This is a genomic window from Burkholderia sp. LA-2-3-30-S1-D2, from assembly GCF_001523915.2.
In the GTDB taxonomy this organism is placed as follows: Bacteria; Pseudomonadota; Gammaproteobacteria; order Burkholderiales; family Burkholderiaceae; genus Burkholderia; species Burkholderia diffusa.
Window position 1 is genome coordinate 358,867 of record NZ_CP013384.1, and the last position, 26,994, is coordinate 385,860.

Annotated in this window: 22 protein-coding genes; 19 read left to right on the top strand and 3 right to left on the bottom strand. The window is 66.8% G+C overall.

Translation table 11 applies throughout. The features are described 5' to 3' along the window. Positions 1-4: 4 nt before the first annotated feature. The 3 genes from ccsB (at position 5) to msrQ (ending at position 3,059) form a co-directional block, all read left to right on the top strand. Entirely contained in the window at positions 5-1,195 is a 1,191-nt protein-coding gene (ccsB, locus tag WS66_RS14250; protein ID WP_059599782.1) for a c-type cytochrome biogenesis protein CcsB, read from the top strand. Positions 1,196-1,353: 158 nt separating this feature from the next. Continuing rightward, on the top strand, positions 1,354-2,349 hold the full coding sequence (msrP, locus tag WS66_RS14255) for a protein-methionine-sulfoxide reductase catalytic subunit MsrP (RefSeq protein ID WP_059599783.1): 996 nt from the start codon (positions 1,354-1,356) through the stop codon (positions 2,347-2,349). Positions 2,350-2,369: 20 nt separating this feature from the next. Next, entirely contained in the window at positions 2,370-3,059 is a 690-nt protein-coding gene (gene msrQ, locus WS66_RS14260) for a protein-methionine-sulfoxide reductase heme-binding subunit MsrQ (RefSeq protein ID WP_059599890.1), read from the top strand. Between the two features lie 84 nt (positions 3,060-3,143). Here the strand turns inward: msrQ and lptM are convergent, their stop codons facing one another. Beyond that, positions 3,144-3,425, bottom strand: a complete 282-nt coding sequence (lptM, locus tag WS66_RS14265) for an LPS translocon maturation chaperone LptM (RefSeq protein ID WP_059599784.1) — start codon at positions 3,423-3,425, stop codon at positions 3,144-3,146. Between the two features lie 36 nt (positions 3,426-3,461). On the opposite strand from lptM, the gene cyaY reads away from it, so the two are divergent. After that, positions 3,462-3,788, top strand: coding sequence for an iron donor protein CyaY (gene cyaY / locus WS66_RS14270; protein WP_059599785.1), 327 nt, complete (start codon positions 3,462-3,464; stop codon positions 3,786-3,788). 82 nt (positions 3,789-3,870) lie between these two features. On the opposite strand, the gene WS66_RS14275 is transcribed toward cyaY, so the two are convergent. Beyond that, positions 3,871-6,258: a penicillin-binding protein 1A gene (locus WS66_RS14275; RefSeq protein ID WP_108064679.1), complete on the bottom strand. Its 2,388-nt coding sequence runs from the start codon at positions 6,256-6,258 to the stop codon at positions 3,871-3,873. A gap of 225 nt (positions 6,259-6,483) precedes the next feature. Here WS66_RS14275 and WS66_RS14280 point away from each other — a divergent pair, with 225 nt between their 5' ends. From WS66_RS14280 to ugpQ, 12 genes are all read left to right on the top strand, one after another. Continuing rightward, a complete protein-coding gene (locus tag WS66_RS14280; RefSeq protein ID WP_059599787.1) occupies positions 6,484-7,407 on the top strand; it encodes a hypothetical protein in 924 nt (307 codons plus the stop codon). Next, complete coding sequence (locus WS66_RS14285) at positions 7,404-8,039, top strand: fimbrial protein (protein WP_179955271.1); 636 nt, start codon at positions 7,404-7,406, stop codon at positions 8,037-8,039. The genes WS66_RS14280 and WS66_RS14285 overlap by 4 nt, the downstream gene beginning before the upstream one ends. Next, positions 8,036-8,905 (top strand): hypothetical protein, encoded by an 870-nt coding sequence (locus WS66_RS14290; protein WP_059599788.1) that lies wholly within the window; start codon positions 8,036-8,038, stop codon positions 8,903-8,905. Before WS66_RS14285 ends, WS66_RS14290 begins: the two co-directional genes overlap by 4 nt. Further along, a complete protein-coding gene (locus WS66_RS14295; RefSeq protein ID WP_059599789.1) occupies positions 8,902-10,545 on the top strand; it encodes a type IV pilus secretin PilQ in 1,644 nt (547 codons plus the stop codon). The genes WS66_RS14290 and WS66_RS14295 overlap by 4 nt, the downstream gene beginning before the upstream one ends. Positions 10,546-10,585: 40 nt before the next feature. Beyond that, positions 10,586-11,140: a shikimate kinase gene (locus tag WS66_RS14300; RefSeq protein ID WP_082728862.1), complete on the top strand. Its 555-nt coding sequence runs from the start codon at positions 10,586-10,588 to the stop codon at positions 11,138-11,140. Continuing rightward, positions 11,137-12,216 carry a 3-dehydroquinate synthase gene (aroB, locus tag WS66_RS14305; RefSeq protein WP_059599791.1) on the top strand — a complete coding sequence of 360 codons (1,080 nt, stop codon included), beginning with the start codon at positions 11,137-11,139 and terminating at the stop codon, positions 12,214-12,216. The genes WS66_RS14300 and aroB overlap by 4 nt, the downstream gene beginning before the upstream one ends. A gap of 41 nt (positions 12,217-12,257) precedes the next feature. Continuing rightward, positions 12,258-13,466, top strand: a complete 1,209-nt coding sequence (locus tag WS66_RS14310; protein WP_059599792.1) for a deoxyguanosinetriphosphate triphosphohydrolase — start codon at positions 12,258-12,260, stop codon at positions 13,464-13,466. 90 nt (positions 13,467-13,556) lie between these two features. Then, entirely contained in the window at positions 13,557-14,891 is a 1,335-nt protein-coding gene (ugpB, locus tag WS66_RS14315) for a sn-glycerol-3-phosphate ABC transporter substrate-binding protein UgpB (RefSeq protein ID WP_059599793.1), read from the top strand. Between the two features lie 100 nt (positions 14,892-14,991). Continuing rightward, on the top strand, positions 14,992-15,876 hold the full coding sequence (ugpA, locus tag WS66_RS14320; protein WP_059599892.1) for a sn-glycerol-3-phosphate ABC transporter permease UgpA: 885 nt from the start codon (positions 14,992-14,994) through the stop codon (positions 15,874-15,876). Further along, positions 15,873-16,718: a sn-glycerol-3-phosphate ABC transporter permease UgpE gene (ugpE, locus tag WS66_RS14325; protein ID WP_059599794.1), complete on the top strand. Its 846-nt coding sequence runs from the start codon at positions 15,873-15,875 to the stop codon at positions 16,716-16,718. Before ugpA ends, ugpE begins: the two co-directional genes overlap by 4 nt. 32 nt (positions 16,719-16,750) lie before the next feature. Beyond that, a complete protein-coding gene (locus WS66_RS14330; protein WP_059599795.1) occupies positions 16,751-17,836 on the top strand; it encodes a sn-glycerol-3-phosphate import ATP-binding protein UgpC in 1,086 nt (361 codons plus the stop codon). A gap of 28 nt (positions 17,837-17,864) precedes the next feature. Further along, positions 17,865-18,629 carry a glycerophosphodiester phosphodiesterase gene (gene ugpQ / locus WS66_RS14335; protein WP_059599796.1) on the top strand — a complete coding sequence of 255 codons (765 nt, stop codon included), beginning with the start codon at positions 17,865-17,867 and terminating at the stop codon, positions 18,627-18,629. Between the two features lie 164 nt (positions 18,630-18,793). On the opposite strand, the gene WS66_RS14340 is transcribed toward ugpQ, so the two are convergent. After that, positions 18,794-19,525 carry an OmpW/AlkL family protein gene (locus WS66_RS14340; protein WP_059599797.1) on the bottom strand — a complete coding sequence of 244 codons (732 nt, stop codon included), beginning with the start codon at positions 19,523-19,525 and terminating at the stop codon, positions 18,794-18,796. Between the two features lie 193 nt (positions 19,526-19,718). Between WS66_RS14340 and WS66_RS14345 the strand changes: the two genes are divergently transcribed. From WS66_RS14345 to WS66_RS14360, 3 genes are all read left to right on the top strand, one after another. Then, positions 19,719-20,432, top strand: a complete 714-nt coding sequence (locus tag WS66_RS14345; RefSeq protein ID WP_027783329.1) for a transposase — start codon at positions 19,719-19,721, stop codon at positions 20,430-20,432. Positions 20,433-20,720: 288 nt separating this feature from the next. After that, entirely contained in the window at positions 20,721-25,424 is a 4,704-nt protein-coding gene (locus WS66_RS14355) for a glutamate synthase-related protein (protein WP_059599798.1), read from the top strand. 85 nt (positions 25,425-25,509) lie between these two features. Then, positions 25,510-26,976 carry a glutamate synthase subunit beta gene (locus WS66_RS14360; RefSeq protein ID WP_059599799.1) on the top strand — a complete coding sequence of 489 codons (1,467 nt, stop codon included), beginning with the start codon at positions 25,510-25,512 and terminating at the stop codon, positions 26,974-26,976. The last annotated feature ends 18 nt before the right edge of the window (positions 26,977-26,994 follow it).

Sequence of the window (26,994 nt, forward strand, 5' to 3'; positions counted from 1 at the left end):
CGTCATGGATCTCACTCAAGTCTCCTCTTCCCGTTCGGGGCCGGTTCAGGCCCCGAATCCGGCGCCGTTGTTCGACGACCGTCCGTTCCTCGCCCGCCTGTCGATCATCGACTGGCTGTTCGCCCTGGCTCTCGTGGTCGGCGCAGGCTATGCGTTCGTGCATTACAACGAACACATGAATTACTACGACAAGGCGGTGATGATCGGCACGGTGCCGGCGCTTGTCGTGCTCGGCTGGCGCTGGAAGCCCGCGCGGCTGATGATGGCGTCGATCGCGGTGCTGTCGCTGCTGTCGATCCAGATCTACCAGGGCGATCTCGCGCGTGCCGATTCGGCGTTCTTCCTCAAGTACTTCCTGTCGAGCCAGTCCGCGATCCTGTGGATGAGCGCGCTGTTCGTGCTCGCGACGATCTTCTACTGGATCGGCCTGCTCGCGCGCTCGGAGTCGGGCTCCGCGATCGGCCAGAAACTGACGTGGGTCGCGGTGCTGATGGGTTTCACCGGCCTGATGGTGCGCTGGTACGAGTCCTACCTGATCGGTGCCGACGTCGGGCATATCCCGGTGTCGAATCTGTATGAAGTCTTCGTGCTGTTCAGCCTGATCACCGCACTGCTCTACCTGTATTACGAAGGCCACTACGGCACGCGCTCGCTCGGCGCGTTCGTGCTGCTGGTCATCAGCGCGGCCGTCGGCTTCCTGATGTGGTACTCGGTCGCGCGCGACGCGCAGCAGATCCAGCCGCTCGTGCCGGCGCTGCAGAGCTGGTGGATGAAGATTCACGTGCCGGCGAACTTCATCGGCTACGGCAGCTTCGCGCTGTCGGCGATGGTGTCGGTCGCGTACCTGATGAAGGAGCGCGGCGTGCTCGCCGATCGTCTGCCGCCGCTCGAGGTGCTCGACGACGTGATGTACAAGTCGATCGCGGTCGGTTTCGCGTTCTTCACGATCGCGACGATCCTCGGCGCGCTGTGGGCCGCCGAAGCATGGGGCGGCTACTGGAGCTGGGACCCGAAGGAAACCTGGGCGCTGATCGTATGGCTCAACTACGCGGCCTGGCTGCACATGCGCCTGATGAAGGGCCTGCGCGGCGCGGTCGCCGCCTGGTGGGCGCTCACGGGCCTGCTCGTGACGACGTTCGCGTTCCTCGGCGTCAACATGTTCCTGTCCGGGCTGCATAGCTACGGCAAGCTGTAAGATTTCCGACGTTGGTCCGACAAAAGACCGCCGGCGCACTGTGTGCCCGGCGGTTTTCTTTTGTAACGGGCGGACGGTCCGGGCGTCGAACGGCGCAGGACGGCTCGGGTCGAACACCCATGAAGCGTGCGCGCCGCGCATGCAGGAGGAGCAGCACGATGTGGATCAAACCCCCTTTGCGCACCGTACTGACCGGCGGTGATATCGCGCCGAGCGAGATTACGCCGCGCGCGGTGTTCGAGAACCGGCGGCGTGTCTTGCAGGCCGCCGGCCTGGCGGCGGCGGGCGGATTGCTCGGCGGCAGCGGCGCGGCGTTCGCGGCCTATGCGTCGCCGGACGCGCGGGCAGCGAAGCTCGCGGCGAAAACCAATCCGAGGTTCGTCGCGGCCGACAAGGTGACGCCGTTCAAGGACATCACGTCCTACAACAACTTCTACGAATTCGGCACCGACAAGAGCGACCCGGCCCAGAACGCGGGCACGCTGCGGCCGCGCCCGTGGCGCGTGAGCGTCGAGGGCGAGGTGCTGCACCCGAAGGTGTTCGATCTCGATGAGCTGCTGAAGCTCGCGCCGCTCGAGGAGCGCGTGTACCGGCTGCGTTGCGTCGAAGGATGGTCGATGGTGATTCCGTGGATCGGCGTGCCGCTGTCCGAACTGATCAAGCGCGTGCAGCCGACCGGCAACGCGAAATATGTGCAGTTCATCACGCTGGCCGATCCGTCGCAGATGCCGGGGCTGTCGACGCCGGTGCTCGATTGGCCGTACTCGGAAGGGCTGCGGATGGATGAGGCGATGAATCCGCTGACGCTGCTGACGATGGGCGTGTACGGCCAGGTGCTGCCGAACCAGAACGGCGCGCCGGTGCGGATCGTCGTGCCGTGGAAGTACGGCTTCAAGAGCGCGAAGTCGCTGGTGAAGATCCGCTTCGTCGACAAGCAGCCGAAGACGAGCTGGAACACGTATGCGTCGAATGAATACGGTTTCTATTCGAACGTGAACCCGAACGTCGATCACCCGCGCTGGAGCCAGGCGACCGAGCGCCGGATCGGCGAGGACGGCTTCTTCACGCCGAAGCGCAAGACCCTGATGTTCAACGGCTACGGCGATCTCGTCGCGTCGATGTATCAGGGCATGGATCTGAAAAAGAACTTCTGAGCGCGCCGGTGAGAAACGACATCCCGCCTTCGACGCTGACGCCCGCGCGCGCGTCCGGCATGCGCACGGCTGCCGCCGGTGGTGCAGGAGCCGGCACGGTTCGGAACGCCTCGCCGCGCTGGCTTGCTCCCGCCAAGGTGCTGGTTTTCGCGGCCGGCCTCTATCCGCTCGCGCGCGTGGTGCTGTTCGGGCTGACCGACCGGCTCGGCGCGAACCCGATCGAGTTCATCACGCGTTCGACGGGCCTCTGGACGCTGGTGATGCTCTGCGTCACGCTCGCCGTCACGCCGCTTCGGCGCGTGACAGGTGTTCCCGCGTTGCTGCGCTTTCGTCGGATGATCGGCCTGTTCGCGTTCTTTTACGCGACGCTGCATTTCACGACGTATCTGTGGTTCGACAAGTGGTTCGACGTGCTTGCGATCCTGAAGGACGTCGGCAAGCGTCCGTTCATCACGGTCGGCTTCGCCGCGTTCGTGCTGCTGATTCCGCTGGCCGCGACGTCGCCGCGCGCGATGGTGCGCCGGCTCGGCCGTCACTGGGCGACGCTGCATCGCGCAATCTATGCGATTGCGCTGTTCGGTGTGCTGCATTTCTGGTGGATGAGGGCCGGCAAGCACAATCTCGCACAGCCGAAGCTCTACGCGACGATCGTAGCGGTGCTGCTCGGCTGGCGGCTGCTTGAATGGGGCTGGCGGCGCATCCGTGCATGACGTGCGCGCCTGAAAAAACAAAAGGCGATGACGGGACGTCATCGCCTTTGTTGCGAACGGAGCCGCGCGAGTGGCGGTGTGCGATTACTGCGCGACAGCCGGACCGGATGCGGGCGTCACGGCCTTCGACGCATCGCTCGACAGTTCCGGCGACAGCGTGAGCGGCGTGCCGGAAGAATCGGGAATGCTCTCGGATGACGCGTTTTCATCGGTCGGCATGACGTCCGACGGCGGCGTGTCCTGCTGCTGGATGGGCTTCGCCGGCAACGGCGGCACGGTGGGCAGATAGAGCGGGCCGCGTTGACCGCAGCCGGCAAGTATCGCCAAAGCCGCTACAATCGCGCTCATCCGGAAAACGACTCGCATGATCGTCCCTGAACAATTTAACCGATAGAGTTTAGCATGTCCGATACTGAATACCTGGCCCGTGCCGAGGCCGTGCTGGCGGCCGTCGAGCGTACCGTGGATGCCGCGAACGATGGCGATCACGACATCGATCTGGAGCGCAACGGCAGCGTGCTGACGCTGACGTTCGAGAACGGCTCGAAGATCATCATCAATCTCCAGCCGCCGATGAAGGAACTGTGGATCGCCGCGAAGGCGGGCGGATTCCATTACCGTTTCGTGGACGGCGAATGGCGCGACACGCGCACGGGCGCCGAGTTCTTCGCGGCGCTCACCGACTACGCGACGCAGCAGGCCGGCCTGCCGATCACGTTCGGCGCGTAACGTCCGGCACCCGATACGCCGGATCGAAGCACAAGAAAAAAGCGCCCTGCGGGGCGCTTTTTTCATGCTCGGGCCATGCGTGTCAATGGCCGCGGAACAGGTTCATGATGTCCTGCTTCTCCTGCTCGTCGACGTGCGGTACGGGTTCGTCGGTGTTCTGCACCGCCGGCGCCTGCGGCACGCCGACCGTCGATACGAAGCCGTGTCCCGGCGTGAACTCGGTGAAGTACAGCTCGCTGCCGAGCGCCTGGACGTCGTCCGGCATGGTCGGCTTGAACTCCGGCACGCCCTTCAGCGCCGCGCCCATGTAGTCGATCCAGACCGGCAGCGACAGGCCGCCGCCGGTTTCGCGATCGCCGAGGCTGCGCGGGTTGTCGTAGCCGATCCACGCGATCGCCGCGAGCGTGTGCTGGTAGCCGGCGAACCATGCGTCGTGCGAATCGTTCGTCGTACCGGTCTTGCCGGCGAGGTCGGTGCGCTTCAGCACATTGGTGCGCGCGCCCGTGCCGCGCTGCGCGACGCTCTGCAGCAGACTGTTCATCACGTACGCGTTGCGCGCGTCGATTGCGCGCGGCGCGTTCTGCTCGGCGATGAGCGGCTGCGCGCGAGCGACGATCGCGCCATTCGGATCGGTCACTTCGGCGATCAGGTACGGATTCACGCGGAAGCCGCCGTTCGCGAACACCGAGTACGCGCCGGCCATCTGCAGCGGCGTGACCTGGCCCGCGCCGAGCGCCATCGGCAGATAGGCCGGATGGCGGTCGGCGTCGAAGCCGAAGCGCGTGATGTACTGCTGCGCGTACTTCGTGCCGATGTGGTTCAGGATCCGGATCGACACGAGGTTGCGCGAGCGCTGCAGCGCAGTGCGCATCGACATCGGGCCTTCGAAGCCGCCGCCGTAGTTCTTCGGCTCCCACGGCTGGCCGCCCGTTTCCGCGGCGCTGAAATACAGCGGGCCGTCGTTGATCACCGTGGCCGGTCCGAGGCCCTTGTCGAGCGACGCCGAGTAGATGAACGGCTTGAACGACGAACCCGGTTGCCGCCACGCCTGCGTGACGTGGTTGAACTTGTTCTTGTTGTAGTCGAAGCCGCCGACGAGCGAGCGGATCGCGCCGTCCTGCGGGACGATCGAAATGAACGCGCCTTCGACCTGCGGCAACTGCGTGATCGCCCACTTGCCTGCGTCGTTCCTCGAGACCCGGACGATCGCGCCCGGACGGATGCGGCGGTTCGGCTGCGCGCTGGCTGACAGCGCGCCCGACGCGAAGCGCAGGTTGTCGCCTTCGATCGTCGCGCTGCTGCCGTCGATGAAGGCGACGGTGATCTGCCGCGGGGTTGCGGCGGTGACGACCGCCGCGACCAGTTCGCCGTTGTCGGGGTGCTCGAGCAGCGCGTCGTCGATCGCCTGCTCGCGGTCATCGGCGCCGGCCGGCAGCTCGATGAAGCCTTCCGGCCCGCGATAGCCGTGGCGGCGCTCGTAATCCATGATGCCCTTGCGCAGTGCCGTGTACGCGACCTGCTGGTCGGCGGAGTCGATCGTCGTGACGACGTTGAAGCCGCGCGTATAGGTTTCCTCGCGGTACTGCGCGTACATCATCTGCCGGACCATTTCCGCGACGTACTCGGCGTGCACGCTGAACTCGCGGCCCGCGCCCTTGACGACGAGCGGCTGCGCGACGGCTTCGTCGTACTGCTCGCGCGTGATGAAGTTCAGCTCGAGCATCCGCTGCAGGATGTATTCCTGGCGCACCTTCGCGCGCTTCGGATTGACGACCGGGTTATACGCGGACGGCGCCTTCGGCAGCCCCGCGAGCATCGCCGCTTCCGCGAGCGTGATGTCCTTCAGGTCCTTGCCGAAGTAGACCCGCGCCGCGCTCGCGAAGCCATACGCACGCTGACCGAGATAGATCTGATTCATGTAGACCTCGAGAATCTGATCCTTCGTCAGCGCGCGCTCGATCCGGTACGCGAGCAGCATCTCGTAGATCTTGCGCGTGTAGGTCTTTTCGCTCGACAGGAAGAAGTTGCGCGCGACCTGCATCGTGATCGTGCTCGCGCCCTGCGATGCATGGCCGTTCGTCAGCGCGACGAAGCCGGCGCGGGCGATGCCGGTGAGGTCGACGCCGCCGTGATCGTAGAAGCGCGCGTCCTCGATCGCGAGGATCGCCTTCTTGAGCGAGTCGGGCACGTCCTTGAAATGGACGATGTCGCGGCGTTCCTCGCCGAATTCGCCGATCAGCACGTGATCCGACGTGTAGATCCGCAACGGTACCTTCGGACGATAGTCGGTCAGCGCTTCGAGCGACGGCATGTTCGGCCACGCGACGACGAGCGCGTAGCCGAGCACGAGGCCGCCGGCCACGACGAGGGCCACGCACATCGCGGCGACGCCGATCAGGACTTTCAGCCACCAGGATCGCTTCTTCGGCTCGGGCGCGGGAGGCGGGGACGTAGGAGACGTGGATTGCATAGGCATACCGGAAAACAGTCCCGCGATTATAGCTGCCCGGTAAGACGGTCCTGGCGCGGGGGGGCGTCGGCCGGAACGCGGCGGATCGCGGTGCCGCCAGTATGGCGTCCGCGCGGCCGCTTGTGTCACGACTGGCCGTCCGGCCGACTGTCGGGCGTGCGCGGCGCTTTGCAGAATCAGGCATCGGAAACGCGGCGTGGGCCGCAACGATCGCGGGAGGCTGGAATGGCAGGACGATGGGCGGCGCGGTTCGCGCCGGGCAGGCACCGTTCGACGGGCATCGACGTCGGGGCGGACGAGGTGAGGGTGGCCGTGCTGAGCCGGCGCGGCCGGGCTGCGGATGTTCGGGTCGAAGGACTCGAGCGGGAGCCGGTCGGACTGGCGGGTGGGCCGGAGGACGCGCGCTGGGCTGCGGTGGCACGTGCGTTGGCGGCGGCCGTGTCGCGGCTGTCGGCGGCGGGTGTGTGCTGCGACGCACGCGGCGTGATGGCGCTGCGCGATGACGAGATGCAGACCGCGACGCTTGATCTGGCCGGACGCGACGACATCGCGGACGCCGCCCGGCAGGCGGCCGAACGGATCTCGGGGCTGGCACCGGACAACCTCGCGTTCGACTGGCGGCAGGACGACGATGCGTGCCCGGGCGAGATTGCGGTCGCCGTGGCGCCGCAGGCGTTGCTCGAGCGGCGGATCGACGTGGCCGCGCAGGCCGGCATCGATCTGACGGCCGTCGACGGCGAGTCAGCTGCCGCACTGCGCGCGTTGCGCTATGCCGCGCAGTTCGAGCCTGACGCACACGGCCCTTATGCCGCATTCTGGTTCGGCGACACGGGCGTGCGCGGCTGGCGGATTGACGGCACGATCGCCGCGCCGGTGCTCGCGTTGTCCGGCGACGTGCAGGCGGCGTTGCCTGACGCATTGCGCCAGTGCGTATTCGAGCCGGTGCGCTGCGTGCTCGTGGCCGGCGACGAGCGCTGCATCGGCCGCTGGGGCACGTCGGCGGCCGATATCGGCGATGCGCTCGGGGTGGCCGTGGTGCCGTTCGACTGCTCCGGATGGGACGGGCTGCCGCGCGAGCCCGCCGGCGCGCCGGGCGGTCCGGCGTTTGCCCTCGCGATCGGGCTGGCGCTGCGCGGGGTGTGGGAATGATGGCCGATATGGGGTTCGGGCGCGCTGCCGCCAGCCATGCCGCGCTCGGCGGCTTCAATTTGCTGCCGTACCGTGAGCGGCTGGCGCAGGCGCTGCGGCGGCGCCGCGCCACGCAATGCGGGGCGGCGATCGTGCTCGGCGCACTCGGGGCCTGTGTCTGGACAGGGGCGGCGACAGCGTGGCGATGGCGCGTGGATGCCGAGCGCACGCGCGTGGAGGCGCGGTTGCGGCAATTGCAGCCGCAGGTCGATGCCGCACGGCGCACCGCCGGCGCGGCAGCCGATCTCGCGCAACGCGATGCGCGGGCAGTCGTCCTTGCCGGGCCTTACCGGCGCGTTGCCGGACTGCTCGCGACGCTGGCGCTGGTGCGCGACGACACCGTTCGGCTCGACGCATTGCATACGACATCGTCCGGTGCCGAGCTCGACGCGCGCGCGACGAGTTACCGGACGGCCGCGCGGTGGCTCGCACGGATCGCGGCCGAGCAGCGCGACTGGCGATTCGACATCGGTGCGTTGACACCGGCGTCGGCCACGCCGGGCCCGGGTTCGGCCGCGCCGTTCCGTTTTTCCGTCCAGGTGCGCTGGCACGACGCGCCGCCGCGACAGAAGGCAACGGGAGGCGGAGCATGACGGCCATCGTGCATCGGTCCATGCCTGACGGTGTCGAGTCGTTCGGCCGCGTGACGCGGATGTCGCCTGCCGCAGTGCACGCCGTTGGTTGCGCGCTGGCATTCGCGGTCGTGATGGTGGGTGGCATTCATCTGATGAGTGCCGTCGATGGAAGCGGACTCGCACGCAGTCGCGCGTTGCTGGCAAAGGCGCAGATACGGGCCGCCGACGCACAACGGCTGCTCGCGGCCGCCGCGCCGCGGCGCGATATTGGCACGCCTGCCGGGCGCGATGCCAGCTCGCCGCCTGCGCCAGGGTGGCCCGCGCTGATGCTGGAGCTGGCTGACCTGGTCCGAGGAAGCGGACTGCGGGTTGTGTCGATCGAACCGCGGCGCACTGACGATGCAGCGCCGGATGGCCGGCGCACGTTACGGATCGTCGCGGACGGCGGTTTTCCGGCACTGCTGCGCCTGATGGGCGGGTTGGCGAGTTTCCCCGCGCTGGTGGTGCCGTCGGGGCTGCATATCGAGAGGAACCCGCCCGCGTCGCGGGTGGACATGACGATCGACGTGTTTCCGGCGCTGTCGGGGGCCCGCGTTCCGGACGGCGCGGAGGCGGTGCTTGCCGGTGCGCCGAGCGACGATCCATTCGGCGACGCCGGTTCGCCGACGGTAGCCGACGATACGCCGCCGCGCCTGGCCGGCACCATTCGCGACGGACGCACCGGGCTCGCGCTGTTCGACGCCGGCGATGGCGCATTCGCGACCGTCGCGCCGGGCGAGGCGTTCGGGGTGTCGCGTGTGGTGAGCGTCGATGCCGGTGCCGTGACGGTCGCGACGGCCGATGGCGCACGCCGGTTCGTCGTGGACGACGGAGACCGCTCATGACGAAGTACGGATGGTGCGTGATCGCATTCTGGGCTGGATCGAGCGTGGCCACCGTGGATGCGGCTCTACCGCCTTTGCCGCCGGCCGGCTGGCCGATCGGATCGATACGGGCGTACGCCGAGGAGACGCCGCTGCCGCAGGGCGCGCCTGATGGCGCGGACGGCGTGGGCGGTGACGCGCCCGCGCACGATGGTCCGCAGCCGTTCGACCAAGCGGCGCGCGCGGTACTTCGGGCGGACACTGCGGCACCGGTGCCCCAGCTGGAAGGGCCGCCGATTCCATTGCCTCCGCCGGTGCGCATGAGCGACGCCGCGGCGCGGCACCCCGGCGATGCGGACGACGCGCGTCGAATCTCGCTGAATCTGCAGGGCGCCGGGCTCGCGGCCGCATTCGACGCGCTCGCGCGATTCACCGGGCTGAACATCATCGTCGGCGAGCAGGTGCGCGGTACCGTGACATTACGTCTGAACAATGTCCGCTGGCGCGATGCGTTCGATACGTTGCTCGACACGCACGGGCTGGCGATGTCCCGGCGCGGCAACGTGATCTGGGTCACTCCGGCGGCCGAACTCGCCGCGCGGGAGCGCGAGCGCTTCGAAACGCACGCACGTGCGGCCGAGCTGGAGCCGCTCGCGAGCCGAACCTTCGCGCTGCATTACCCACGTGCGCAGGACGTGCAGCGGTTGCTGGCGGGGGCGACCGGCCAGCGCCTGCTGTCGAAACGCGGCGCCGCGGCGGCCGATCCGCGCATGAACTTGTTGTTCGTCACCGACCTGGCGCCACGCATCGAGCAGATCGCGGGCCTGATCGACGCGATCGACCGGCCGTCGCGGCAGGTCAGGATCGAGGCGCGCATCGTCGAGGGCGAACAGGGGTTCTCGCGCAACCTCGGGGCTCGCGTCGCGCTGCGCGCCCAAGGGCGGGCTCCCGCAGCCGAGGGGGCGGCGCCCGCGACGGACACGCGCAACGCGCTCGACCTGGCCGCGCGACCGCTCGGCGGCTTCGAGGCGGCGACGGCCGGCTTCACGTTGTTCGCAGCGCCGCTCAGCCGCGTGCTCGACGTCGAATTGAGCGCGCTCGAGGCGCAGGGCCGGGGCCAGATCGTTTCCAGTCCGCGCGTGGTGACGGCCGATCGCGTGAAGGCGATCGTCGAACAGGGCTCGGAGCTGCCGTACCAGGCGAAAGTCGGCAACGGCGTGAGCGGCGTGCAGTTCCGCCGAGCGACGCTGAAGCTCGAGGTCGAGCCGCAGATCACGCCCGACGGGCGCGTGGTGCTCGACCTGGACGTGACGAAGGACAGCATCGGCGAGCCGACGGCCGCCGGCCCGGCGATTCATACGAAGCACGTCCAGACGCGTGTCGAGGTCGAGGACGGCGGAACGGTCGCCATCGGCGGGATTTACGAGCAGTTGAACCGGGACGATGTGACGCGGGTGCCGCTCTTGGGCAAAATACCGGTTCTGGGCGCGCTTTTCCGGCACCGTGCGCGGCGCGACCAGCGTAACGAATTGGTCGTCTTCATCACGCCGACGGTCGTCGGCGCGCGTTGCGAAACGGCCGGCGCGGGCGACGCGGATGCGGGAAAAGCGGGGCCGGAAGCCGGTGGTGCAGGCTCGACAAGGCAGCCGCTTTGCCAGTAAGCTGCGCCACACACCAGCAAGATTCAAGCAGAGGAAGCCGTTGCAAGCGCGGGACCCACACGCAAACGTATTTTTCGTCGGCCTTATGGGAGCGGGTAAGACCACCGTGGGCCGTGCGGTCGCGCGCCGGCTCGACAGGACGTTCTTCGACTCCGACCACGAAATCGAGGCCCGCACGGGTGCGCGCATTCCGGTGATCTTCGAGATGGAGGGCGAGGCCGGGTTTCGCGACCGCGAATCGCAGGTGATCGCCGATCTGACGCAGCGCGAGAACATCGTGCTCGCGACGGGCGGCGGCGCGGTGCTGCGCCCTGAAAATCGCGATTGCCTGAAAGGCAGCGGCATCGTCATCTATCTGCGCGCCAATCCGCACGATCTGTGGCTGCGCACGCGCAAGGACAAGAACCGCCCGCTGTTGCAGACCGACGATCCGAAGGCGCGTCTCGAAGCGCTCTACGAAGTACGCGATCCGCTTTACCGCGAATGCGCGGACTTCATCATCGAGACCGGCCGTCCGTCGGTCAACGGCCTCGTCAACATGGTGCTGATGCAACTCGAACTGGCAGGCGTCGTCGCCAAGCCGCTACAAGCATGATTACCGTCAACGTCGATCTGGGCGACCGCGCCTACCCGATTCACATTGGTGCCGGCCTGATCGGCCGCACCGAGCTGTTCGCTCCTCACATCACCGGTTCGTCGATCACGATCGTCACGAACACGACGGTCGATCCGCTCTACGGCGATGCGCTGCGCGCGGCGCTCGCGCCGCTCGGCAAGCGCGTCTCGACGGTCGTGCTGCCGGACGGCGAGGCCTACAAGAACTGGGAAACGCTGAACCTGATCTTCGACGGCCTGCTGACCGAGCGCGCCGACCGCAAGACGACACTCGTCGCACTCGGCGGCGGCGTGATCGGCGACATGACCGGTTTCGCCGCCGCGTGCTACATGCGCGGCGTGCCGTTCATCCAGGTGCCGACGACGCTGCTGTCGCAGGTCGATTCGTCGGTCGGCGGCAAGACGGGCATCAACCACCCGCTCGGCAAGAACATGATCGGCGCGTTCTACCAGCCGCAGGCCGTGATCGCCGATATCGGCGCGCTGACCACGCTGCCCGATCGCGAACTGGCGGCCGGCGTGGCCGAGGTCATCAAGACGGGCGCGATCGCCGATGCGGCATTCTTCGACTGGATCGAGGCGAACGTCGATGCGCTTAACCGCCGCGAGCCGGCCGCGCTCGCGCATGCGGTGAAGCGCTCGTGCGAGATCAAGGCGAGCGTGGTCGCGGCCGATGAACGCGAAGGCGGGCTGCGCGCGATCCTGAATTTCGGCCATACGTTCGGCCATGCGATCGAGGCCGGGCTCGGCTACGGCGAGTGGCTGCACGGCGAAGCGGTCGGCTGCGGGATGGTGATGGCGGGCGACCTGTCGGTGCGGCTCGGCCTCCTCGACGAAGCGTCGCGGCAGCGGCTCGATGCGGTGATCGCCGCCGCGCACCTGCCGGTCCGCGGGCCGGCACTCGGCGATGCGCGCTACATGGAGCTGATGCGCGTCGACAAAAAAGCCGAAGCCGGCGCGATCAAGTTCATCCTGCTGAAGCGATTCGGCGATACGCTGATCACCCAGGCGCCCGACGAAGCCGTGTTCGCCACCCTGGCGCAGACGACCCGGTAACGGCGCCCCGGATGCCCCGGCGCCCCTGACATGGAGGAGACGTGAGCGAGACATCCAGCAGCAAACCGTCCAAAGCCGGCCGCGCATCCGTCGCGGCGCCGGCCGAGCCGCCGACGCTGGCGGCGCTGGAAGCCCATCTCGCTCCGTATGCCGCCCACGCGTCGCAGTCGCGCGGCCGCCGCCATCAGGAAACACCGCCGGCGGCGCGCACCGAATTCCAGCGCGACCGCGACCGTATCGTTCATTCGACCGCGTTCCGCCGGCTCGAATACAAGACGCAGGTCTTCGTCAATCACGAAGGCGACCTGTTCCGCACCCGCCTCACGCACAGCCTCGAAGTCGCGCAGATCGCGCGTTCGGTCGCGCGCAACCTGCGGCTCAACGAGGATCTCGTCGAAGCGATCTCGCTCGCGCACGATCTCGGTCATACGCCGTTCGGCCACGCCGGCCAGGACGCGCTGAACGCGTGCATGCGCGAGCACGGCGGCTTCGAGCACAACCTGCAGAGCCTGGCCGTGGTCGATGAACTCGAGGAGCATTACGGCGCGTTCAACGGCCTGAACCTGTGCTTCGAGACGCGCGAAGGCATCCTCAAGCACTGCTCGCGCGAGAACGCGCGCAAGCTCGGCGCGCTCGGCGAGCGCTTCCTGCAAGGGCGCCAGCCGTCGCTGGAAGCGCAGCTCGCGAACATCGCGGACGAAATCGCGTACAACAACCACGACGTCGACGACGGCCTGCGCTCCGGCCTGATCACGATCGAGCAGCTCGCCGAAGTCGAGCTGTGGCAGCGCCACTACGACGCCGCGCTCACCGAATTCCCGCATCTGGAAGGCCGCCGCCTCGTCCACGAGACGGTGCGCCGCATCATCAACACGCTGATCGTCGACCTGATCGACGAGACCACGCGCAATCTCGCGCGTGTCGCGCCCGCGTCGCTCGACGACGTGCGCGCCGCGCCGCAGCTCGTCGCGCACAGCGAGGCGATCGCCGCGCAGGCGGCGGCCCTCAAGCGCTTCCTGTTCAAGAACCTGTATCGCCACTACAAGGTGATGCGCATGGCGAACAAGGCGCAGCGCGTCGTCACCGGGCTGTTCGACGCGTTCATCGACGATCCGCGCCTGCTGCCGCCGCCGTACCAGTCGGACGACGAAGCGCAGCAGCCGCGCCTCGTCGCGCACTACATCGCCGGCATGACCGACCGCTTCGCGCTGAAGGAATATCAGCGCCTGTTCGTCATCAACGACAACTGACTGTCACAAACGATCACTAGACTTCGCCGGTTCAATGGCGACGGGAATGTTGCACACGCTGTTGGTAACGTTTTCATAGGAGAGAGGTCGATGAAGAAGAAGCCTGCGGGGACCGTGGTTCGCTCGATCGCGCTGGGCGGCGCGCTCATGTTCGGTATGCAGCATGCGGCGTTCGCCGTGACGGAGATCCAGTTCTGGCATGCGATGGAGTCGGCGCTCGGCGAGCGCGTGAACGAGCTCGCCGCGCAGTTCAATGCATCGCAGGGCGACTACAAGATCGTGCCGGTCTTCAAGGGCACCTACGACCAGGCACTCGCGGCGGGCATCGCCGCCTATCGCAGCGGCAACGCGCCGGCGATCCTCCAGGTCTATGAAGTCGGCACCGCGACGATGATGCAGGCGAAGAAGGCCGTCGTGCCCGTCTACGACATGTTCAAGCAGGCCGGCGTGCCGCTCGACGAAAAGGCGTTCGTGCCGACCATCGCGAGCTACTACAGCGACGCGAGGACGGGCCATCTCGTGTCGATGCCGTTCAACAGCTCGACGCCGGTGCTGTACTACAACAAGGATGCGTTCAAGAAGGCCGGGCTCGATCCGAACCAGCCGCCGAAGACGTGGGCCGACGTGCAGGCCGACGCGGAGAAGCTGCGCAAGTCCGGGATGGCGTGCGGCTTCACGACCGGCTGGCAAGGCTGGATCCAGCTCGAGAACTACAGCGCGTGGCATGCGCTGCCGTTCGCGAGCCGCAACAACGGCTTCGACGGCACCGACGCGGCGCTCGAATTCAACAAGCCGCAGCAGATCGCGCACATCGCGTTCCTGCAGCAGATGCAGAAGGACGGCACGTTCACGTATGCGGGCCGCAAGGACGAAGCGTCCGCGAAGTTCTACAGCGGCGACTGCGGGATCCTGACGACGTCGTCGGGCGCGCTCGCGAACGTGCAGAAATTCGCGAAGTTCAGCTACGGCACCGGCATGATGCCGTACGACGCGAACGTGAAGGGTGCGCCGCAGAACGCGATCATCGGCGGCGCGAGCCTGTGGGTGCTGGCCGGCAAGGATCCGGCGACCTACAAGGGCGTCGCGAAATTCCTCGCGTTCCTGGCCTCGCCGCCGATCGCCGCCAAGTGGCACCAGGAAACGGGCTACCTGCCGGTCACGACGGCTGCGTACGACCTCACGCGCCAGCAGGGCTTCTATGCGAAGAACCCGAGCGCGGAAACCGCGATCAAGCAGATGATGAACAAGCCGCCGCTGCCTTACACGAAGGGGCTGCGCCTCGGCAACATGCCGCAGATCCGCACGGTCGTCGACGAGGAACTGGAGCAGGTCTGGGCGCAGAAGAAGTCGCCGAAGGACGCGCTCGACTCGGCGGCTTCGCGCGGCGACGAACTGCTGCGCCGCTTCGAGAAGTCGGGCGGCTGATCCCGCATCGCGTGCGTGTCGCCGGTCGCCGCGTCGCATATGCGACGCGCGCGGCCGGCGGCGCGGTTCCTTTCCCGTTTCGCCTGACCGGATGCCCGCGATGCAATCCCGTTCCCGTTTCGGCGCGAGCCTGCTGCCGTACCTGCTGATCGCGCCGCAACTCGCGATCACCGCCGTATTCTTTCTGTGGCCGGCTGGCGTCGCGCTGTGGCAGTCCACGCAGATGCAGGACGCGTTCGGCACGTCGAGCGAATTCGTCGGCTTCGCGAACTTCGCACGCCTGTTCGCCGATCCGCTGTACCTCGACTCGTTCCGCACGACGCTGGTGTTCAGCTCGCTCGTCACGGTCAGCGGGCTCGTCGTGTCGCTGTTGCTCGCCGCCTGCGCCGACCGCGTGATCCGCGGCGCGCGCGTGTATCGCACGCTGCTGATCTGGCCGTACGCGGTCGCGCCGACGATCGCGGCCGTGCTGTGGGCGTTCCTGTTCAACCCGAGCATCGGGCTCGTCACCTATGCGCTCGCGAAGGGTGGCATCGTGTGGAATCACGCGCTGAACGGCGGCCAGGCGATGTTCCTCGTCGTGCTCGCGTCGGTGTGGAAGCAGGTGAGCTACAACTTCCTGTTCTTCTACGCGGGGTTGCAGGCGATCCCGCGCTCGCTGATCGAGGCGGCGGCGATCGACGGTGCCGGGCCGGTGCGGCGCTTCTTCCACATCGTGCTGCCGCTGCTGTCGCCCACGAGCTTCTTCCTGCTGGTCGTGAACCTCGTCTACGCGTTCTTCGACACGTTCCCGGTGATCGACGCGGCCACCGCGGGCGGCCCCGCGCAAAGCACCAAGACGCTGATCTACAAGATCTTCACGGAGGGCTTCCAGGGCCTCGACATCGGCAGCTCGGGCGCGCAGTCGGTCGTGCTGATGATCGTCGTCGTCGGCCTGACGGTGATCCAGTTCCGTTTCGTCGAACGCAGGGTGCAATACGCATGATCGAAAATCGCAAGGGCTTCGACCTGTTCTGCCACGCGGTGCTGATCGCGGGCGTCGTGCTGATCGTGTTCCCGGTGTATGTCGCGTTCTGCGCGGCGACCATGAACGCGCAGGAAGTGTTCACGATCCCGCTGTCGCTGGTGCCGAGCACGCACCTGCTGGAGAACATCGCCTACATCTGGGGGCACGGCAGCGGCGGCACGACGGCGCCGTTCGGCCGGCTGCTCGTCAACAGCTTCGTGATGGCGCTCGGCATCGCGGTCGGCAAGATCGCGGTGTCGATCCTGTCCGCGTATGCGATCGTCTATTTCCGCTTCCCCTTCCGCAACACGGCGTTCTGGCTGATCTTCATCACGCTGATGCTGCCGGTCGAGGTGCGGATATTCCCGACCGTGCAGGTCGTGTCGACGCTGAACCTGACGAACACCTACGCCGGGCTCTCGCTGCCGCTGATCGCATCGGCGACCGCGACGTTCCTGTTCCGCCAGTTTTTCATGACGCTGCCCGACGAGCTGATGGACGCCGCGCGCATCGACGGTGCGGGGCCGCTGCGCTTTTTCCGGGACGTCGTGCTGCCGCTGTCGAAGACGAGCATCGCGGCGCTGTTCGTGATCACGTTCATCTACGGCTGGAACCAGTATCTGTGGCCGATCCTGATCACGACCGAGGCGTCGCTGTCGACGGCGGTGGTGGGCATCAAGACGATGATCGCGAGCGGTGACGCCGCGACCGAATGGCAATACGTAATGGCGGCGACGCTGCTGGCGATGATTCCGCCGCTCGTCGTCGTGCTGGCGATGCAGCGCTGGTTCGTGCGCGGCCTCGTCGATTCCGAGAAATGAACCACGGACGGCAACCGGGAGAAGGACCAAGTATGGCTGCGCTGAGCTTGAAGGGCGTCAGGAAATCCTACGACGGCAAGCAGCACGTGCTGCACGGCATCGACGTGGAGATCGCCGACGGCGAATTCATCGTGCTGGTCGGCCCGTCGGGCTGCGGCAAGTCGACGCTGCTGCGGATGATCGCGGGGCTCGAGACGGTGACGGACGGCGAGATCGCGATCGGCGATCGCGTCGTCAACGCGCTGGAGCCGAAGGATCGCGACATCGCGATGGTGTTCCAGAACTATGCGCTGTATCCGCACATGACGGTCGCGCAGAACATGGGGTACGGGCTGAAGATCCGCGGCATCGAGCGCGCGACGATCGACTCGCGGGTGGCCGCGGCCGCGAAGATCCTCGAACTCGAGCCGCTGCTCGCGCGGCGGCCGCGCGAACTGTCGGGCGGCCAGCGGCAGCGTGTCGCGATGGGGCGTGCGATCGTGCGCGAGCCGTCGGTGTTTCTGTTCGACGAGCCGCTGTCGAACCTCGACGCGAAGCTGCGCGTGCAGATGCGGCTCGAGATCCAGCGGCTGCATGCGCGGCTCGCGACGACGAGCGTGTACGTGACGCACGACCAGATCGAGGCGATGACGCTCGCGCAGCGCGTGATCGTGATGAACCGTGGCTATGCGGAGCAGATCGGCGCGCCGGTCGACGTGTACGAGAAACCGGCGACGGTGTTCGTCGCGGGCTTCATCGGCTCGCCGGCGATGAACCTGATGCACGGCCGGCTGTCGGAGGATGGCGCGACGTTTACGGTCGCGGGCGGCGGTCCGGCGCTGCCGGTCGCCAGCGCGCCCGGCATCGGCACCACGATCGCCACCGGGCGCGACTGGGTGCTCGGCGTGCGGCCGGAGCACATGACGCCGCAGCCGGGCGTCGCGCAGGCCTCGCTGCCGGTCGACTCGTGCGAGCTGCTCGGTGCGGACAACCTCGCGCACGGCCGCTGGGGCAACCACGACGTCGCGGTGCGGCTGCCGCACGCGGATCGTCCCGCGCGCGGCACGGCGCTGGGCGCCGCGCTGCCCGCGCACCGGCTGCATTTCTTCGATCCCGAGACCGGCAAGCGTGCCGGCTGACCCTGACGGACCTGCTGCGAGGCGCACGATGACTTCCCGTACCGACTGGCCCTATCCGCGCGTCGTCGCCCATCGCGGCGGCGGCACGCTCGCGCCGGAGAACACGCTCGCCGCGTTCGACGAAGGCGCGCGGCGCGGTCACCGGATGGTCGAGTTCGACGCGAAGCTGTCCGCCGACGACGTGAGTTTCCTGCTGCACGACGACACGGTCGACCGCACGTCGAACGGCAGCGGGCCGGCGGCGGGCATGCGCTATGCAGCGCTGGCCGCGCTCGACGCCGGCGCCTGGTTCGACGCGCGGTTCGCGGGCGAGCGGATGCCGACGCTCGAGGCGGCGGCGGCGCGCTGCATCGCGCACGGGATGGCGGCGAACGTCGAGATCAAGCCGTGCCCGGGCCGCGAGCGCGACACGGGGCAGCGGGTGGCCGTCGATGCGGCCGCATACTGGCACGGCGCGGCCGTACCGCCGCTGCTGTCGTCGTTCTCGTTCGACGCGCTGCAACAGGCGCGCGCGAGCGCCCCGGCGCTGCCGCGCGGGATGCTGTACGAGGCGGTGCCGGACGACTGGCACGCGCAGGTCGTCGGCGCGCTCGGCTGCGTATCGTTGCATGCAAACCACAAGGAACTCGACGAACCGCTCGTGCGCGCGATCAAGGCGGCCGGGCTGCGCATCCTGGTCTACACGGTCAACGACCTTGCCCGGGCGCGCGAACTCGTGCGCTGGGGCGTCGATGCGGTCTGCACGGACCGGATCGACCTGATCGGCCCCGATGCACTGGACGACATTGCGTAGCGACCCGTCCCGCGCAATGGTGGATGCGGGAAGACCCTGAGACAAAAAAACGACGCCCCGGCGGGATTTCCGCCGGGGCGTTTTGCATCGAGGAGACGTTACGTCACGAAAAATCCGCTACAAATTGCAGCAGGATTAACCATTCCCCAAATATTCGACTACGCTTAGAAACGGTAGCCGACGTTCAGGTACGTGACGATCGGGTTCAGCGAGATGTGGGCCTTCGACGTTTCCGTCAGGGTGCCGACCGGCGTCCGGCGAGCCGTCGTGAAGGTCGCGGTCACGCTGACGGGGATGTACGAGAGCGACAGGCCCGCGAACCAGTGTTTCGTGAAGTTGTACGTGAAGCCGGCGTTGAAGACGGGCGCCCACTGGTTGCTGGTCGTGGCGCTGGTCGGGCCGCCGAGCACGCCGTTCTCGAAGCTGCTGTTCGTGATCTTCGCGCCGGTGAACCAGATGTACGTTGCGCCGATGCCGACATACGGGCGGAATTTCGCGTTGGCGTCGTTGAAGTGGTAGCGAAGCAATACGGCGGGGCTCCACTGGTACGCACGGCCGAGTACGCCGAATCTTTCGAACTGACCCTTGCCGGTGATGTCGAACTTCGGCGGTATCCCCATAACGAGCTCGGTGGAGATATGGTCGGTGACGAAGTAACCCGTTGCGAGCCCAAGCGTATCGGCGTCGCTGATGCCGGCGCCGGTGTTGGGAATCGATTGGTTGATGGGCGTGCCGCCAACGCCGTAGACGAACAGCGGGTCGCTGCTGTCCTGCGGCGCAAGGTGGAACCAGCCGGTGCTGACGTAGAAATCACCTGCGGATTGTGCGTGTGCCGTACCGCCCGCAAACGTGAATGCGAGCGCTGCAGCCCCCGTAAAGGCCAGTTTTCGTTTCATTGTGTCTCCTCCGATCTAAGGCGTGCTCATTATGACGACTGCGTTTAAAACCAAACAAGCTCGTAAGTTAGAGTTTTCACCCTAAGATTAGTACGACCGTACGTTTCAGCGCCCCGCCGGGACAGGCATTCTACGCAGGTGCGCAATTTCGGACCTTCGGGTATTTCCTAACGCGTTCAAACGGACATTCAGCATGGCACGGTTAGCACGACTCTACGTTCCCGACCAGCCGCAGCACGTGATACTGCGCGGCCTGGATCAGCAACCTGCGTTCGTCGACGACCAGGACTACGAACTCTTCATCGATTGCCTGAAGGCCGCGGCACGCGATCATCACCTCTCGGTGCATGCCTACGTGCTGCTTCCGCGCCAGGTGCAGCTCCTCGTGACGCCCAGCGACGAGGCGAGCCTGCCGAAGGCGATGCAGGCGGTCGGCCGCCGCTACGTCGCGCATTTCAACCGACGTTATTCGCGTCGCGGCACCTTGTGGGAAGGCCGCTATCGCGCGACCGTGATCGAAGGCGAGCGGTATTTCCTCCTCGCGAGCCGCGTGGTCGAGATGAGCCCGGTGCGCTCGCAGCTGGTCGCGACGCCGGAGGCCTATCGGTGGTCGAGCTACCGGCATCACGTCGGGCTCACCGTCGACAGCCTGATCACCGACCATCCGCTCTATTGGGCGCTCGGCAACACGCCGTTCGACCGTCAGCGCGCGTACAAGGAGCTGTGCGAGCAGCCGCTCGACGAGCGGCAGGCCGATCAGCTGCAGCAGGCGACGCTGAAGGGCTGGGTGCTCGGCGGCGAGAACTACCGCGAATGGGCGGCGCGTACCGCGAACCGCCGCGTATCGCCGCTGCCGCGCGGACGCCCCAGAAAGGTGCGTGAAAACACCCCGCCGATCCAGCAGTAACGCGGGAAAGGCGGATCACGAGGCGGCGCCGCGGGCGCCGCTTCTTTTTGCACCAACACGATACGGCCCCAATAAAACGGCACCAGATCGGAGCATGCGTTTAATTGGGGTTCGATCAAGCGGTTTTTGTTGCTATTCCTTTGATTCGTCGCGTATATTCCGAATTCCGGTGGCCCGGGTGAAGCTCGCCCAACCACTGTCGGCCGTGCCGTCTCCCGTCGGGAGCGGGATCGACGGCAACACAAAATGGTTCAACGGCCCTCGAGGCCCCTTTACGACGGTGTCCCCATGAACGACCACCAGCAGCCGCTCGCCGCGGTGCCCGCCGCACAAGGTCTGTACGACCCGCAAAACGAACACGACGCCTGCGGCGTCGGTTTCGTCGCTCACATCAAGGGCAAGAAGAGCCACGAGATCATTCAGCAGGGTCTGAAGATCCTCGAGAACCTCGATCACCGCGGCGCGGTCGGTGCCGATCCGCTGATGGGCGACGGCGCCGGCATCCTGATCCAGATTCCGGACGCGTTCTATCGCGAGGAAATGTCGAAGCAGGACGTGACGCTGCCGCCGGCCGGTGAATATGGGGTCGGGATGATCTTCCTGCCGAAGGAGAACGCGTCGCGTCTCGCATGCGAGCAGGAACTCGAGCGGACGGTTCGGGCAGAGGGTCAGGTCGTGCTTGGATGGCGCGACGTGCCGGTCGACCACGCGATGCCGATCTCGCCGACGGTCAAGGCGAGCGAGCCGCTGATCCGCCAGATCTTCATCGGCCGCGGCAAGGACATCATGGTGACGGACGCGCTCGAGCGGAAGCTCTACGTGATCCGCAAGACCGCCAGCCACCGTATCCAGGCGCTGAAGCTCAAGCACGGCAAGGAATACTTCGTGCCGTCGATGTCGGCGCGCACGGTCGTCTACAAGGGGCTGCTGCTGGCTGGCCAGGTCGGCGTGTACTACCGCGACCTGCAGGACTCGCGCGTCGTGTCGGCGCTCGCGCTCGTGCACCAGCGCTTCTCGACCAACACGTTCCCGGCGTGGGAGCTGGCTCACCCGTACCGGATGATCGCGCACAACGGCGAGATCAACACCGTGAAGGGCAACGTGAACTGGCTGAACGCGCGTACCGGCGCGATCGCGTCGCACGTGCTCGGCGACGACCTGCCGAAGCTCTGGCCGCTGATCTATCCGGGCCAGTCGGATACGGCTTCGTTCGACAACTGTCTCGAACTGCTCGTGATGGCGGGCTATCCGCTCGTGCACGCGGTGATGATGATGATCCCGGAAGCGTGGGAACAGCACACGCTGATGGACGAGAACCGCCGCGCGTTCTACGAATACCACGCCGCGATGATGGAGCCGTGGGACGGTCCCGCCGCGATCGCGTTCACGGACGGCCGCCAGATCGGCGCGACGCTCGACCGCAACGGCCTGCGCCCGGCGCGCTACATCGTCACGGACGACGACCTCGTCATCATGGCGTCGGAAGCCGGCACGCTGCCGATCCCCGAATCGAAGATCGTCAAGAAGTGGCGCCTGCAGCCGGGCAAGATGTTCCTGATCGACATGGAACACGGCCGCATCATCGACGACAAGGAACTGAAGGACAACCTCGCGAACGCGAAGCCGTACAAGAGCTGGATCGACGCCGTGCGCATCAAGCTCGACGAGATCGAGCCGAAGGCCGAGGACGTCGCGGCCGGCCGCACGCAGGGCGCCGCGCTGCTCGACCGCCAGCAGGCGTTCGGTTATACGCAGGAAGACCTCAAGTTCCTGATGGCGCCGATGGCGCAGCAGGGTGAAGAGGCCGTCGGCTCGATGGGCAACGACTCGCCGCTCGCGGTGATGTCGAACAAGAACAAGACGCTCTATCACTACTTCAAGCAGCTCTTCGCGCAGGTCACGAACCCGCCGATCGACCCGATCCGCGAGAACATGGTCATGTCGCTCGTGTCGTTCATCGGCCCGAAGCCGAACCTGCTCGACACGAACAACATCAACCCGCCGATGCGTCTCGAAGTGTCGCAGCCGGTGCTCGACTTCAAGGACATCGCGAAGATCCGCGCGATCGACCAGTACACGGGCGGCAAGTTCAGCGCATACGAGCTGAACATCTGCTATCCGGTGGCCTGGGGCAAGGAAGGCATCGAGGCGCGCCTCGCGTCGCTGTGCGCGGAAGCCGTCGACGCGGTGAGGTCGGGCTACAACATGCTGATCGTGTCGGACCGCAAGACGGACGCCGAGCATGTTGCGATTCCGGCGCTGCTCGCCACGTCGGCGATCCACACGCACCTCGTCCAGCAAGGGCTGCGCACGAGCACGGGCCTCGTCGTCGAGACGGGCTCCGCACGTGAGACGCACCACTTCGCGCTGCTCGCGGGCTACGGCGCGGAAGCCGTGCACCCGTACCTCGCGATGGAAACGCTCGCGAAGATGGCCGAAGGCCTGCCGGGCGACCTGTCGCCGGAAAAGGCCGTCTACAACTTCACGAAGGCGGTCGGCAAGGGCCTGCAGAAGGTGATGTCGAAGATGGGCATCTCGACGTACATGTCGTACACGGGCGCGCAGATCTTCGAAGCGCTCGGCCTGTCGAGCGACCTCGTCGAGAAGTACTTCAAGGGCACGGCATCGAAGGTCGGCGGCATCGGCCTGTTCGAAGTCGCGGAAGAAGCGATCCGCCTGCACCGCGACGCGTTCGGCGACAGCCCGGTCCTGCGCGACATGCTCGACGCGGGCGGCGAGTACGCGTACCGCGTGCGCGGCGAAGACCACATGTGGACGCCGGATTCGATCGCGAAGCTCCAGCACGCGACGCGCAGCAACTCGTACCAGACGTACAAGGAATACGCGCACCTGATCAACGACCAGACCAAGCGTCACATGACGTTCCGCGGCCTGTTCGAGTTCAAGGTCGAGCCGACCAAGGCGATCCCGATCGAAAACGTCGAGCCGGCGAAGGACATCGTCAAGCGCTTCGCGACCGGCGCGATGTCGCTCGGTTCGATCAGCACCGAAGCGCACGCGACGCTCGCGATCGCGATGAACCGGATCGGCGGCAAGTCGAACACCGGCGAAGGCGGCGAGGACGAGAAGCGCTACCGCAACGAACTGCGCGGCATTCCGATCAAGTCGGGCGAGACGCTGAAGTCGGTGATCGGCGACGAGATCGTCAGCGACATTCCGCTGAAGGACGGCGATTCGCTGCGCTCGAAGATCAAGCAGGTCGCGTCGGGCCGCTTCGGCGTCACCGCCGAGTACCTCGCGTCGGCCGACCAGATCCAGATCAAGATGGCGCAGGGCGCGAAGCCGGGCGAAGGCGGCCAGCTGCCGGGCCACAAGGTGTCCGAATACATCGGCAAGCTGCGTTACTCGGTGCCGGGTGTCGGCCTGATCTCGCCGCCGCCGCACCACGACATCTACTCGATCGAGGATCTGGCGCAGCTGATCCACGACCTGAAGAACGTGAACCCGAGCTCGAGCATCTCGGTGAAGCTGGTGTCGGAAGTGGGCGTCGGCACGGTCGCGGCCGGTGTCGCGAAGGCGAAGGCCGATCACGTCGTGATCGCCGGCCATGACGGCGGCACGGGCGCATCGCCGCTGTCGTCGGTCAAGCACGCCGGCACGCCGTGGGAACTCGGCCTCGCCGAAACGCAGCAGACGCTGGTGCTGAACCGCCTGCGCGGCCGCATCCGCGTGCAGGCCGACGGCCAGATGAAGACGGGCCGCGACGTCGTGATCGGCGCGCTGCTCGGCGCGGACGAATTCGGCTTCGCGACGGCGCCGCTCGTCGTCGAAGGCTGCATCATGATGCGCAAGTGCCACCTGAACACGTGCCCGGTCGGCGTCGCGACGCAGGATCCGGTGCTGCGTGCGAAGTTCAAGGGCCAGCCCGAGCACGTCGTGAACTACTTCTTCTTCGTCGCCGAGGAAGTGCGCGAGATTATGGCGCAGCTCGGCATCGCGAAGTTCGACGACCTGATCGGCCGCGCCGACCTGCTCGATACGCGCAAGGGCATCGAGCACTGGAAGGCGAAGGGCCTCGACTTCTCGCGCGTGTTCTACCAGCCGGAAGAGTGCGAGGACGTCGCGCCGCGTCACGTCGACGTGCAGGATCACGGCCTCGAGCGCGCGCTCGACCACGTGCTGATCGAGAAGGCGAAGGCCGCGATCGAGAACGGCGAGCATGTGTCGTTCATCCAGCCGGTGCGCAACGTGAACCGCACGGTCGGCGCGATGCTGTCCGGCGTGATCGCGAAGAAGCACGGCCATGACGGCCTGGCCGACGACGCGGTGCACATCCAGCTGAAGGGCACGGCCGGCCAGAGCTTCGGCGCGTTCCTCGCGAAGGGCGTGACGCTCGACCTCGTCGGCGACGGCAACGACTACGTCGGCAAGGGCCTGTCGGGCGGCCGGATCATCATCCGACCGACCAACGACTTCCGCGGCAAGTCCGAGGAAAACATCATCTGCGGCAATACGGTGATGTACGGCGCGATCGAAGGCGAAGCCTTCTTCCGCGGCGTGGCGGGCGAGCGCTTCTGCGTGCGCAACTCGGGCGCGACGGCGGTCGTCGAAGGCACGGGCGACCACGGCTGCGAATACATGACGGGCGGCACGGTCGTCGTGCTCGGCGAGACGGGGCGCAACTTCGCGGCCGGCATGTCGGGCGGCCTCGCGTACATCTACGATCCGGAAGGCACGTTCGCGGCGAAGTGCAACAAGTCGATGGTCGCGCTCGAGCCGGTGCTGCAGCAGGCCGAGCAGGAGCGCACGGTCGACCGCGCACTCTGGCACGCGGGCACGACGGACGAAGCGCTGCTCAAGGGGCTCGTCGAGCGTCATTTCCAGTTCACGGGTTCGCCGCGCGCGAAGTCGCTGCTGGAAAACTGGGACGCGGCGCGCCGTCAGTTCGTGAAGGTGTTCCCGCACGAATACAAGCGCGCGCTGGGCGAGATCGGTGCGAAGAAGGCGGCGAAGGAAGTGCTGGCCGCCTGAGCGACGAACGACATAGCGAATGCCGCGCGCGCATGATTGCCGCGCGCGGCTCCCCCACCCGATACACCGAACAGAAGAGCACCTTATGGGCAAGGCAACCGGTTTTCTGGAGTTCGAACGCCGCCACGAGGCGTACGAAGCACCGCTCACGCGCGTGAAGCACTACAAGGAATTCGTCGCGGCACTGACCGACGCGGACGCGAAGGTCCAGGGCGCGCGCTGCATGGATTGCGGCATCCCGTTCTGCAACAACGGCTGCCCGGTCAACAACATCATCCCGGACTTCAACGATCTCGTTTACCGCCAGGACTGGCAGCAGGCGATCGAAGTCCTGCACTCGACCAACAACTTTCCGGAATTCACGGGCCGCATCTGCCCGGCACCGTGCGAGGCCGCGTGTACGCTCGGGATCAACGAAGACCCGGTCGGCATCAAGTCGATCGAGCACGCGATCATCGACAAGGCATGGGCGGAAGGCTGGGTGAAGCCTGAGCCGGCCGCGCACAAGACGGGCAAGAAGGTTGCCGTCGTCGGCTCGGGCCCTGCGGGCCTCGCCGCCGCGCAGCAGCTCGCGCGCGCGGGCCACGACGTGACGGTGTTCGAGAAGAACGACCGTGTCGGCGGCCTGCTGCGTTACGGGATCCCCGACTTCAAGCTCGAGAAGTGGCTGATCGACCGCCGCATGCGCCAGATGGAAGCGGAAGGCGTGACGTTCCGCACCAGCGTGTTCATCGGCAAGGATCCGCTGCCCGAATCGATCGGCAGCCTCGCGAAGGAAACCATTTCGCCGGACACGCTGAAGGAAGAGTTCGACGCGGTCGTGATCGCGGGCGGTTCGGAAACGCCGCGTGACCTGCCGGTGCCGGGCCGCGAGCTGGCCGGCGTGCATTTCGCGATGGACTTCCTGCCGCAGCAGAACCGTGTGAACGCGGGCGACAAGCTCACCGACCAGCTGCTCGCGAAGGGCAAGCACGTGATCGTGATCGGCGGCGGCGATACCGGTTCGGACTGCGTCGGCACGTCGAACCGTCACGGCGCGAAGCAGGTCACGCAGTTCGAGCTGCTGCCGCAGCCGCCGGAAGAGGAAAACAAGCCGCTCGTGTGGCCGTACTGGCCGATCAAGCTGCGCACGTCGTCGTCGCACGAGGAAGGCTGCGAGCGTGACTGGGCGGTCGCGACGAAGCGTCTCGAAGGCAAGAACGGCAAGGTCGAGAAGCTGATCGCGGTGCGCGTCGAGTGGAAGGACGGCAAGATGCAGGAAGTGCCGGGCTCCGAGTTCGAGATGAAGGCCGACCTGGTGCTGCTCGCGATGGGCTTCACGCAGCCGGCAGCGCCCGTGCTCGACGCGTTCGGCGTCGCGAAGGACGCACGCGGCAACGCGCGTGCGGCGACCGAAGGCGATCGCTCGTACTACACGTCGGTCGACAAGGTGTTCGCAGCTGGCGACATGCGCCGCGGCCAGTCGCTCGTCGTCTGGGCGATCCGCGAAGGCCGCCAGTGCGCGCGCTCGGTCGACGCGTACCTGATGGGGCATTCGGAACTGCCGCGCTAAGCTGAAGCGCGCGAGCGG

Bases quoted from the DNA above. Each gene is read 5' to 3' on its own strand.
- ccsB (WP_059599782.1), top strand. From the start codon at position 5: ATGGATCTCACTCAAGTCTCCTCTTCCCGTTCGGGGCCGGTTCAGGCC.
- msrP (WP_059599783.1), top strand. From the start codon at position 1,354: ATGTGGATCAAACCCCCTTTGCGCACCGTACTGACCGGCGGTGATATC.
- lptM (WP_059599784.1), bottom strand. From the start codon at position 3,425: ATGCGAGTCGTTTTCCGGATGAGCGCGATTGTAGCGGCTTTGGCGATA.
- cyaY (WP_059599785.1), top strand. From the start codon at position 3,462: ATGTCCGATACTGAATACCTGGCCCGTGCCGAGGCCGTGCTGGCGGCC.
- WS66_RS14275 (WP_108064679.1), bottom strand. From the start codon at position 6,258: ATGCAATCCACGTCTCCTACGTCCCCGCCTCCCGCGCCCGAGCCGAAG.
- WS66_RS14280 (WP_059599787.1), top strand. From the start codon at position 6,484: ATGGCAGGACGATGGGCGGCGCGGTTCGCGCCGGGCAGGCACCGTTCG.
- WS66_RS14285 (WP_179955271.1), top strand. From the start codon at position 7,404: ATGATGGCCGATATGGGGTTCGGGCGCGCTGCCGCCAGCCATGCCGCG.
- WS66_RS14290 (WP_059599788.1), top strand. From the start codon at position 8,036: ATGACGGCCATCGTGCATCGGTCCATGCCTGACGGTGTCGAGTCGTTC.
- WS66_RS14295 (WP_059599789.1), top strand. From the start codon at position 8,902: ATGACGAAGTACGGATGGTGCGTGATCGCATTCTGGGCTGGATCGAGC.
- aroB (WP_059599791.1), top strand. From the start codon at position 11,137: ATGATTACCGTCAACGTCGATCTGGGCGACCGCGCCTACCCGATTCAC.
- ugpB (WP_059599793.1), top strand. From the start codon at position 13,557: ATGAAGAAGAAGCCTGCGGGGACCGTGGTTCGCTCGATCGCGCTGGGC.
- ugpA (WP_059599892.1), top strand. From the start codon at position 14,992: ATGCAATCCCGTTCCCGTTTCGGCGCGAGCCTGCTGCCGTACCTGCTG.
- ugpE (WP_059599794.1), top strand. From the start codon at position 15,873: ATGATCGAAAATCGCAAGGGCTTCGACCTGTTCTGCCACGCGGTGCTG.
- WS66_RS14330 (WP_059599795.1), top strand. From the start codon at position 16,751: ATGGCTGCGCTGAGCTTGAAGGGCGTCAGGAAATCCTACGACGGCAAG.
- ugpQ (WP_059599796.1), top strand. From the start codon at position 17,865: ATGACTTCCCGTACCGACTGGCCCTATCCGCGCGTCGTCGCCCATCGC.
- WS66_RS14340 (WP_059599797.1), bottom strand. From the start codon at position 19,525: ATGAAACGAAAACTGGCCTTTACGGGGGCTGCAGCGCTCGCATTCACG.
- WS66_RS14345 (WP_027783329.1), top strand. From the start codon at position 19,719: ATGGCACGGTTAGCACGACTCTACGTTCCCGACCAGCCGCAGCACGTG.
- WS66_RS14355 (WP_059599798.1), top strand. From the start codon at position 20,721: ATGAACGACCACCAGCAGCCGCTCGCCGCGGTGCCCGCCGCACAAGGT.
- WS66_RS14360 (WP_059599799.1), top strand. From the start codon at position 25,510: ATGGGCAAGGCAACCGGTTTTCTGGAGTTCGAACGCCGCCACGAGGCG.